The organism is Zoogloea sp. 1C4 (genome assembly GCF_009469605.1).
Lineage (GTDB): Bacteria > Pseudomonadota > Gammaproteobacteria > Burkholderiales > Rhodocyclaceae > Zoogloea > Zoogloea oryzae.
On the sequence record NZ_SSXU01000042.1, the window covers coordinates 1 to 10073 of the forward strand.

At 68.1% G+C, this 10073-nt stretch carries 7 protein-coding genes and 1 pseudogene; 7 read left to right on the forward strand and 1 reads right to left on the reverse strand.

The window, feature by feature from the left end:
• Nucleotides 1–138: 138 nt before the first annotated feature.
• The 4 genes and pseudogenes from GH681_RS22060 to GH681_RS22075 all read left to right on the forward strand — a co-directional run.
• Nucleotides 139–231, forward strand: a pseudogene (locus GH681_RS22060) (copper-binding protein); the annotation flags it as partial.
• 28 nt (nt 232–259) lie between these two features.
• Nucleotides 260–1510: a TolC family protein gene (locus GH681_RS22065; protein ID WP_153163673.1), complete on the forward strand. Its 1251-nt coding sequence runs from the start codon at nt 260–262 to the stop codon at nt 1508–1510.
• Complete coding sequence (locus tag GH681_RS22070; protein WP_153163674.1) at nt 1507–3039, forward strand: efflux RND transporter periplasmic adaptor subunit; 1533 nt, start codon at nt 1507–1509, stop codon at nt 3037–3039. Before GH681_RS22065 ends, GH681_RS22070 begins: the two co-directional genes overlap by 4 nt.
• A 12-nt stretch (nt 3040–3051) precedes the next feature.
• Complete coding sequence (locus GH681_RS22075; RefSeq protein WP_153163675.1) at nt 3052–6177, forward strand: efflux RND transporter permease subunit; 3126 nt, start codon at nt 3052–3054, stop codon at nt 6175–6177.
• Nucleotides 6178–6220: 43 nt separating this feature from the next.
• On the opposite strand, the gene GH681_RS22080 is transcribed toward GH681_RS22075, so the two are convergent.
• Complete coding sequence (locus GH681_RS22080; RefSeq protein ID WP_153163676.1) at nt 6221–6364, reverse strand: hypothetical protein; 144 nt, start codon at nt 6362–6364, stop codon at nt 6221–6223.
• A 317-nt stretch (nt 6365–6681) separates the two neighbouring features.
• Between GH681_RS22080 and GH681_RS22085 the strand changes: the two genes are divergently transcribed.
• The 3 genes from GH681_RS22085 to dctP all read left to right on the forward strand — a co-directional run bounded on the left by GH681_RS22085 (nt 6682) and on the right by dctP (nt 9516).
• Nucleotides 6682–7305, forward strand: a complete 624-nt coding sequence (locus GH681_RS22085) for a YitT family protein (RefSeq protein ID WP_228112030.1) — start codon at nt 6682–6684, stop codon at nt 7303–7305.
• Nucleotides 7306–7553: 248 nt separating this feature from the next.
• Entirely contained in the window at nt 7554–8447 is an 894-nt protein-coding gene (locus tag GH681_RS22090; protein ID WP_153163677.1) for a TRAP transporter TatT component family protein, read from the forward strand.
• A 28-nt stretch (nt 8448–8475) separates the two neighbouring features.
• Nucleotides 8476–9516 (forward strand): TRAP transporter substrate-binding protein DctP, encoded by a 1041-nt coding sequence (gene dctP, locus GH681_RS22095; RefSeq protein ID WP_153163678.1) that lies wholly within the window; start codon nt 8476–8478, stop codon nt 9514–9516.
• Nucleotides 9517–10073: the final 557 nt, after the last annotated feature.

A 10073-nucleotide genomic window follows, 5' to 3' on the forward strand; every position in this document is an offset into this window, starting at 1 on the left:
AGACCGAAAAACAATTGCTTTTCGGTCTCTCTCTTCTTTTGTCAGCGGTACTTGGATCTGCAAATGCTGTACTGAAACGCGTAACTTTCTTAGCGTGCTTTATTTTCCGTTTTCTGAGACGACCCCAAGAACCCCGCGTGGCTCGACCAGCTCAAGGCCGGCGACAAGATCCGCTTCGGGATGGAAGACACCGGCGGCGCGCTCACCGTTACCCGCATCGAACGCCCCTGAGCCCCCTGAGCCCCAAGGCGCCGCCGCCATGATCCGCCACCTCGCCCCCGCGCTGCTGCTGGCGCTCGCCGCCACCGCCCAGGCCCAGACGCCGGGTGCCAGCCTCGAATCGCTCCTCGACTATGCCCGCAGCCGCAACCCGGAATACGCCGCGATGCGCTACGAGGCCGAGGCCGCCGCCGAGCGCATCGTCCCGGCCGGCGCGCTGCCCGACCCGAAGTTCCGCACCGAGCTGCGCGACATCACCCGCATGGGCGAGCAGAACCCGTCGGTGCTGCCGGCGCGGGTGGGCAGCACCCGCTACCTGCTGATGCAGGACGTGCCCTGGTTGGGCAAGCGTGAGCTGAAGCGCGAGATCGCCGAGCTCGACGCCCGGGCCGCCGACGGCCGGGCCACCGGCACCTGGGCCGAGCTTTCCGCACGCATCAAGACCGCCTACGCCCAGTACCAGTACATCCACCACAACACCGCCCTCACCCGCGAGCTGCTCGATCTCTCCACCCGCCTCGAGAAGGTCGCCCAGGCCCGCTACGCCGGCGGCCTCGCCGCCCAGCAGGACGTGATTCGCGCCCAGATCGAACAGACCGGCATGCGCACCGAACTCCTCTCCCTCGACAACGAGGATCGTCAGGCCCGCGCACGCCTCAATACACTGCTCGCCCGCCCGGCCAGCGCACCGCTGGAGGCGCCCACGCGCCTGCGCCCGCTGCCGCCGCCGGCCGCGCTGGATGCCGCCGCGCTCGAAGCCCGGGTGCGCGCCCGCAATCCGCAGCTCTTCGCCGACGAGGCCAAGGTCCGCGCCGCCGAAAAAGGCCGCGAGCTGGCCTACAAAAACCGCTACCCGGATTTCACCCTCGGCGTCTCGCCCATCCAGTACCAGGGAAGCGTGAAGGAATGGGAGCTGATGGTCGAGCTCAACCTGCCGCTCCAGCAGGGCAGCCGCCGCGCCCAGGAGCGCGAGGCCGAGGCCATGCTCTCCGCCGCCCGCGCCCGCCTCGACGCTACCGCCAACCAGGCGCTGGGCGAACTCGAGGGCCAGCGCTCGGCCTTCGAGGCCGCCCGTCGCACCGAAGCGCTGATCGCCACCAGCCTGCTGCCCCAGGCCGACCTCAGCTTCAAGTCGGCGCTGGCCGCCTACGAGAACGGCAAGGTGGATTTCGCCACCCTGATGGACGCCCAGCGCCAGATCCGCATCGCCCGCCAGAGCCGCATCAAGGCCCAGTTCGAGGCCCAGATGAGCCTCGCCGAGATCGAACGCATCGTTGGAGAAGACCTGTGAAATCCCCTGCCGCCCTCGCCCTTGCCGCCGTGATCGCCGTGGGCGGCACCGCCGGCGGCTACTGGTTCGGTACCCGCAGCGCCGTGACGCCGGCCCCGGTTGCTGACGCCAAGCCCGCCCGCAAGCTGCTGTACTACCGCAACCCCATGGGCCTGCCCGACACCTCGCCCACCCCCAAGAAAGACCCGATGGGGATGGACTACATCCCGGTGTACGAAGGCGAAGCCGAGGCCACGCCCGCGCCCGCCGGGCAGGTGAAGATCAGCGCCGAGCGCATCCAGAAGCTCGGCGTGCGCACCGAGCCCGCCGAACTGCGCGCCCTGGGTGGCCAGATCCGCGCCGCCGGTCGGGTCGAGCCCGACGAGCAGCGCCTCTACACCATCGCCCCCAAGTTCGAGGGCTACGTGGAGCGCCTGCACGTGAACGTCACCGGCCAGCCGGTGGCCCGCGGCCAGGTGCTGTTCGAGGCCTACAGCCCGGAGCTCGTCGCCGCCCAGCGGGAATACCAGATCGCCGCCCAGGGCGTCGAGGCGCTCAAGGGTGCCGGCAGCGAGGCCCAGGCCGGGATGAAGCAGCTGGCCGAATCGGCCCTCATCCGCCTGCGCAACTGGGATATCTCCGACGCCCAGCTGCGCGCCCTCGCCAAATCCGGCGCCGCGACGCGGACGATCAGCTTCCAGTCGCCGGTGGCCGGTATCGTCACCGAGAAGAAGGCCGTCCAGGGCGCCCGTTTCATGCCCGGCGAGGCGCTATATCAGGTGGCGGACCTCTCCCGCGTGTGGGTGATGGCCGACGTCTTCGAGCAGGATATCGCCGCCGCCCGCGTGGGCGCGCCGGTCAAGGTGCGGGTCGATGCCTACCCGGACAAGACCTTCGACGGCCGCATCGCCTACCTCTACCCGAGCGTTAACGCCGAAACCCGCACGACGCCGGTGCGGGTCGAGCTGGCAAACCCCGGCCTGCTCCTCAAGCCGGGCATGTTCGCCCGCATCGAGATCAATGCCGGCAGCAGCGCGCCGGTGCTCACCGTGCCGACCTCGGCGGTGATCGACAGCGGCACCCGCCAGGTGGTGCTGATCGCCGAAGGTGAAGGCCGCTTCACCCCGCGGGAGGTGAAGCTCGGCAAGCGCAGCGACGAGCGGCTGACGGTGCTGGACGGCCTCAAGGCGGGCGACGCGGTGGTGGTGGCCGCCAACTTCCTGATCGACGCGGAGAGCAACCTCAAGGCGGTGCTGGGCAGCTTCGCCCAGCCCCAGCCCGCCGCCGCCAGCGTGGGGCACAAGGCCGAGGGCGTGGTGGAGAGCATCGACGTTTCCGACGGAACGGTGATGCTCTCCCACGGCCCGGTGGCCAGCCTAAAGTGGCCGGCGATGAGCATGGAGTTCAAGCTCGCCAACCCGTCGCTCCAGGCCGGCCTCAAGCCGGGGGCGAAGGTGGCCTTCGAGTTCGTCGAGCGGGCCCCGGGCGAATGGGTCATCACCGCGATCCGCCCTGCCGCCGCCACGCCCGCGGCCCACGCTGGCCACTGACGGAGCGCCCCCATGCTCGCCAAGCTCATCGACTGGTCCGGCCGCAACCGGGTGCTGGTGCTGCTCGCCACCGCCTTCGTGGTGTTCGCCGGCGTCTTCGCCCTGCTGCGCACCCCCATCGACGCCCTGCCGGATCTCTCCGACGTGCAGGTGATCGTCTACACCGAGTTCCCCGGCCAGGCGCCCCAGGTGGTGGAGGATCAGGTCACCTACCCGCTCACCACGGCGATGCTGTCGGTGCCGCGATCCAAGGTGGTGCGCGGCTTCTCCTTCTTCGGCGCGTCCTTCGTGTATGTGATCTTCGAGGACGGCACCGACATCTACTGGGCGCGCTCCCGGGTTCTCGAGTACCTCAACTTCGCCGCCGGCCGCATGCCCAAGGGTGTCACCCCGCAGATCGGGCCGGACGCCACCGGCGTGGGCTGGGTCTACCAATACGTGCTGCTGGCCCGGGACAAGACCCTCGCCGAACTGCGCTCGATCCAGGACTGGTATGTGCGCTACCAGCTCGCCAAGGCGCCGGGCGTGGCCGAGGTGGCGTCGGTGGGCGGCTTCGTGCAGACCTATCAGGTCACCGTCGACCCGGTAAAGCTGCGCGCCTACGGCATTCCGCTGATGAAGGTCGCCCAGGTGATCCGCGACTCCAACCGCGACGTGGGCGGCCGGGTGGTCGAGATGGCCGAGACCGAATACATGGTGCGCGGCAAGGGCTATCTGCGCGGCAAGGACGACATCGGCGCGCTGGTGCTGAAGGCCGAGCGCGGCACCGCCGTGCTGGTGCGCGACGTGGCCCGGGTCGAGCTGGTGCCCGACGAGCGCCGGGGCATCGCCGAGCTCGACGGCGACGGCGAGGTGGTGGCCGGCATCGCCATGGCCCGCCACGGCCAGAACGCGCTGGAGGTCATCGGCAACCTCAAGGCCAAGATCGCCGAGATCGGCCCCGGCCTGCCGGAAGGCGTGTCGATCCAGCCGGTGTATGACCGCTCCGAACTCATCGAGCGCGCCATCGCCACCCTCAAGACGACGCTGGTCGAGGAATCCCTGATCGTCGCGCTGGTGTGCGTGGTCTTCCTGCTGCATGTGAGGAGCGCGCTGGTGGCGATCCTGATGCTGCCGGTGGGCGTGCTGATGGCCTTCATCGCCATGCGCCTTTTGGGCATGAACTCCAACCTGATGAGCCTCGGCGGCATCGCGATTGCCATCGGCGCGATGATCGACGCCGCCATCGTGATGATCGAGAACGCCCACAAGCACCTGGAACGCCTGCCGGACGGGCACACCACCGCCGACCGGGCCGAGGCGATGCTCGCCGCCTGCCGCGAGGTGGGGCCGGCGCTGTTCTTCTCGCTCCTAATCATCACGGTGTCCTTCCTGCCGGTGTTCAGCCTCGAAGGCCAGGAAGGCCGGCTGTTCTCGCCGCTGGCCTGGACCAAGACCTTCTCGATGGCGAGCGCCGCGCTGCTCTCCGTCACCCTGGTGCCGGTGCTGATGCTGCTGTTCATCCGCGGGCGGATCGTCCCCGAGGCGCAGAACCCGGTGAACCGCGTGCTGATCCGCCTCTACCGCCCGATCATCCGCGGCGTGCTGCGCTGGAAGAAGCTCACCATCGGCCTCGCGGTGCTGGCGCTGGTGGCCACGCTTTACCCGGCCTCGCGTCTGGGCTCGGAGTTCATGCCCACCCTCGACGAAGGCACCCTGCTCTACATGCCCTCGTCGCTGCCGGGCATGTCGGTCACCAAGGCCGCCGAGCTGATGCAGACCCAGGACCGCATCATCAAGAGTTTCCCCGAGGTCGCGTCAGTGTTCGGCAAGGCCGGCCGCGCCAACACCGCCACCGATCCGGCGCCGGTCGAGATGTTCGAGACCATCATCAACCTCAAGCCCCACGCCGAATGGCGGCCGGGGATGACCACCGACAAGCTCATCGCCGAACTCGACGCCGCGCTGCAGTTTCCCGGCGTCGCCAACGCCTGGACGATGCCCATCAAGGCCCGCACCGACATGCTGTCCACCGGCATCCGCACGCCCATCGGCATCAAGGTGTTCGGCAAGGATCTGGACGAACTGGAACGCCTCGCCAAGACCATCGAGGGCGTGGTGCGCGCGGTGCCCGGCACCACCAGCGCCTTCGCCGAGCGCATCACCGGCGGCTTCTACCTCAACATCGAGCCGGATCGCGAGCAGCTCGCCCGCTACGGCATCACCGTGGGCGAACTGCAGGACGTGATCGCCGGCGCCCTGGGCGGCGAGATGGTCACCACCACCGTGGAAGGCCGCGAGCGCTACGGCGTGACGGTGCGCTACCCCCGCGAGCTGCGCTCAAGCCCCGAGCAGATCGCCCGCGAGGTGCTGGTGCCCACCATGAACGGCGCCATGCTGCCCCTCGGCCAGCTGGCCAAGGTGGTGATCGCCAAGGGCACGCCGGGCATCCGCACCGAAAACGCGCTGCTCTCCGCCTACATCTACGTGGACATCCGCGGCCGCGACATCGGCGGCTACGTGGCCGACGCCAAGAAGGCGGTGGCCGATCAGGTGAAGTTTCCGCCGGGCTACTACGTGGCCTGGAGCGGGCAGTTCGAATACATGGAGCGCGCCATCGAGCGGATGAAGATCGTCGTGCCGCTCACCCTGCTCACCATCTTCCTGCTGCTTTACCTCAACTTCGGGCGCCTCACCGAAACCCTCATCGTGATGCTCTCGGTGCCCTTCGCGCTGGTGGGCGGCGTGTGGCTGATCTGGCTACTGGGCTACAACCTGTCGGTGGCGGTGGCGGTGGGCTTCATCGCCCTGGCCGGCGTGGCCGCCGAGACTGGCGTGGTGATGCTGATCTACCTGGACCACGCCTGGGCCGAGGCCAAGGCCCGCCGCGCCGCCACCGGCGAGACGCCGACCCTCGCCGATCTGTACGAGGCGGTGATGGAGGGCGCGGTCGAGCGGGTACGCCCCAAGATGATGACTGTCGTCGCCATCATGGCCGGCCTCCTGCCCATCCTGTGGGGCAGCGGCACCGGCAGCGAGGTGATGCGCCCCATCGCCGCGCCGATGGTGGGCGGGATGATCTCATCCACGATCCTCACCCTGGCGGTGATTCCGGCGATCTACATGCTGGTCAAGCAATGGCAACGGGACGGCGCCTGAAATCAGGGGCCGTCCCGGGCAGGGGAACAACGCGGACGGGGATTTACTTGTGGTCGGGCGCCTTGCCTTGCTCGGCAAGGGTTTCGAGGGGCTTCTTGAGGAGCAGCAGGCCCCACATCTCGAAACGGGACGCGCTGGTGCTGACCGCACCCACGCAATAGTCGATCCACCAGGCTAGCGGGTTCATGATGTGAACTCCTTTCTTCTTGCACTGCCCCAAAGAGCCCGGAATGAATGCCGGCTGTCCTGACCTTCCCTGGCGGCCGGATGGGTCCGGGTCTCCTGTGGCGTGCCGAAAGCATGCGCCTGCCGGGGGCGGTGCGGATGAGAACTATGTCACCCGCACGCCATGAAAACCCGTTTCGGGCCAACTCCGCTGCATTTGTGCAACACATGGCACGGCCAGACGGCCGGGTGCCCCGCGATCCGCCTGTCCACCCCGCCCCTGTCGCCCCGCCGACCACGCCGCTATGATGTGGCCGCGCACCTTCCGCCCCGTTCCCCATGCCCAGCCACGACACCGCCCCCCTCCAAGCCGCGCCCCACACCCTGCTCGAGGACATCCAGGCAATGGTGATCGGCTGCCTGTTCACCGCCCTCGGCGTGGTCATGCTGCGGGAGGCGCGGCTGCTCTCCGGCGGCACCACCGGCCTCGCCTTCATCGCCCACTACCTGGGCGGCTGGCGTTTCGGCACGGTGCTCTTCCTCATCAACCTGCCCTTCTACGTGTTCGGCTACAAAGCGCTGGGGCCGCGCTTCACCATCAAGACCTTCTGCGCCATCGGCCTGTTGTCGGTGTTCACCGAGCTGGTGCCTGGCCTCATCGGCTTCACCCACCTCGACCCGGTGTTCGCGGCGGTGATGAGCGGGCTTTCCATCGGCATCGGCATCCTCATCCTGATCCGCCACGGCGCCAGCCTCGGCGGCGTCGGTGTGATGGCCATCTACCTCCAGAAGACCCGCGGCTGGCGCGCCGGCACCGTTCAGATGGCCTTCGACAGCCTGATCCTCGCCACCGGCCTCCTCGTCGTCGAGCCCCATCAGGTGATGCTGTCCGTCCTCGGCGCCGCAGCGCTCAACCTGGTGATCGGCGTCAATCATCGGCCAGACAGGTATCACGGGTTCTGAGTCGGCACATCTCTCGGGCCACCCCGTAGGTCGGACTTCAGTCCGACAACGCGGTTTGATCGACATGGCGGGTTGATCGGGCAGGGTTTGTCGGACTGAAGTCCGACCTACAGTTCGAGCTACAGCTCAACGCCTGCAACGCGGCGCCGTCACCGCTCCGTCATCCCCCCGCAATATCGCCCCGCTATCTTCCGCCGCGTCTCATCATTCGACGCCGGCCGCGGGCATGGCGCAATCCAAGCTGCGCCATGGCGTCATCCGTCCCTTTCTGCCGCTCTGCCCTGATCGTCCTGGCAGCCCTCGTGCTGTCGGCCTGCTCCCCCCGCCAGATGGTGATGCACGGCCTTGCCGACGAGCTCGCCAGCCAGGGCAGCGCGCCCGAGGATGACCTGGATCTGGCCCGCGAAGCCAGCGCCTACCACCTCAAGCTCTCCGAATCCGTGATGCGCAGCCAGCCCGATCACGCCGGGCTGGCGACTGCGGTGGCCGCCGGTTTCACCCAGTACGCCTACGCCTTCGTGGCCTTCGATGCGGATCGTCTAGACGCCACCGACGCCAAGGCCGCCCAGCGCCTGCGGGAGCGCGCCGCGCGGCTCTACCGCCGGGCCCGCGACCACGCCCTGACCGCCCTCGACCACACCTACCCGAACCTGCGCCGCCAGCTGGCCGACCCGGCCTCGCCGCTGCGCCTCAAAGCCGCCGACGTGCCCCTCGCCTACTGGGCCGCCGCGGCCTGGGGCGGGCAGATCTCCCTCTCCAAGGACGATCCCGACACCGTGGCCGACCTGCCCCTCGCCGCCCGCCTTGCCAGGCTGGCCTGGGATGCGAACCCCAGTTTTGGCGACGGCGACATGGCGAGCCTGATGGGCAGCTTCGAGGCCGCCCGCCCGGGTGGCAGCCGCGCCCAGGCCGAAAAATACTTCGACGACGCGATCCGCCTTGCCCACGGCACGAGCGCCGGCGCCTTCGTCGCCAAGGCCGAAGGCATCGCCCTGCCGGCTGGCGACAAGGCCGCGTTCACCGATCTGCTGGGCCAGGCGCTGGCCGTGAAGGACGCCCCGGGCAGCCCGAAGATGCTGGCCAACGAGGTGATGCGCCGCCGCGCCCGCTGGCTGCTGGACACCGCCGACGACCTGTTCTGATCCCCCTTTCATCCCGGACGAGCCCGCCATGCACCGACTCATCGACCGCCTCCACCCCCACCTCGTCTCCCTGCTGGGCCTCCTGCTCGGCCTGCTGATCGGTGCGTTCGCCGCCCCCGGCGCTCATGCCGCCAGCCAGCTTCGCATCGGCACCCTGGCCCCCAAGAACTCCCTCTACCACCGCCAGTTGATGGAAGTGGGCGAAGCCTGGCGCACCGCCCAGGGCGACGGCGCCAAGTACGTGATCTACCCGGACGGCGGCCAGGGCGGCGAGACCGACATGGCCCGCCGGATGCGCATCGGCCAATTGCAGGGGGCGCTGCTGTCGGTGGTCGGCCTGCGCGAGATCGAGCCCTCCATCTCGGCCCTGCAGAACATGCCGCTGCTCTTCAAGAGCTGGGACGAGGTGGACTACGTGCGCGAAAAGCTGCGCCCGGGCATGGAGCGCAAGTTCCTCGAAAAGGGCTTCGTGGTGCTGGCCTGGGGCGACGCCGGCTGGGTGCGTTTCTTCTCGAAGGACGCCGCGGTGCGCCCGGACGACTACCGCAAGATGAAGTTCTTCGCCTGGGCCGGCGAATCCGAGCAACAGGACATCATGAAGAGCCTGGGCTACACCCCGGTGCCGCTTGAGACCAGCGACATCCTGCCGTCCATCCAGACCGGCATGATCACCGCCGTGCCCGCCACCCCTTACTTCGCGCTGGCGAGCCAGGTCTACGCCACCGCCCCCCACATGCTCGACATCAACTGGGCGCCCATCGTCGGCGCGCTGGTGGTCACCAAAAAGGCCTGGGACGACATGAGCCCCGCCGCCCAGGAGGCCCTCAAGACCGCCGGCGCCAAAGCCGGCCTGCAGATGCGCACCAAAGCCCGGGCGGAAGTGGACGAAGCAGTCGAAGCCATGAAAAAGCGCGGCCTGCAGATCCACACCCCCACGCCCGAGCAGATGAAGGAATGGAACGACCTCGCCGACAAGCTCTACCCGCGCATCCGCGGCAAGATGGTGCCGGCCGAGACCTTCGACGAGGTGATGAAGCTGCTGAAGGACTACCGCGCCGGCAAACGCTAAGCGCCGGTGTCGGACTGAAGCCCGGCCCACAAAACCCCAGCCCCCACCTCCTGTAGGTCGGACTTTAGTCCGACAAAGCCTGCCCGGCGGAGGATGTCGGACTGAAGTCCGACCTGCAGGTTGAACAGATCCAACCAGCACGTGCGATCTTCCAGATCGAACTTGAACTCGTCCAACAAAAACCCGGGGTGCCCCAGGTAAGACTTGAAGATGCCCCCTGTAGGTCGGACTTCAGTCCGACATCCGGACACCGAACGGGTGTTGTCGGACTGAAGTCCGACCTACAGGTTGAACAGATCCAACCAGCACCTGCGACCTTCCAGATCGAACTTGAACCCGTACAACAAAAACCCGGGGTGCCCCAGGTAAAACTTGAAGATGCCCCCTGTAGGTCGGACTTCAGTCCGACATCCGGACACCGAACGGGTGTTGAACCGCCCCGCCTTCCGTGGAGGCCATTTGGTTTAAGTCAGGCCGGCGTTTCGGCCTGACTGGCGAGTTGCCGGTAGTAGTTTGCCTCAGCTTCGGCCGGGGGGATGTAGCCGATGGGTTCGAGC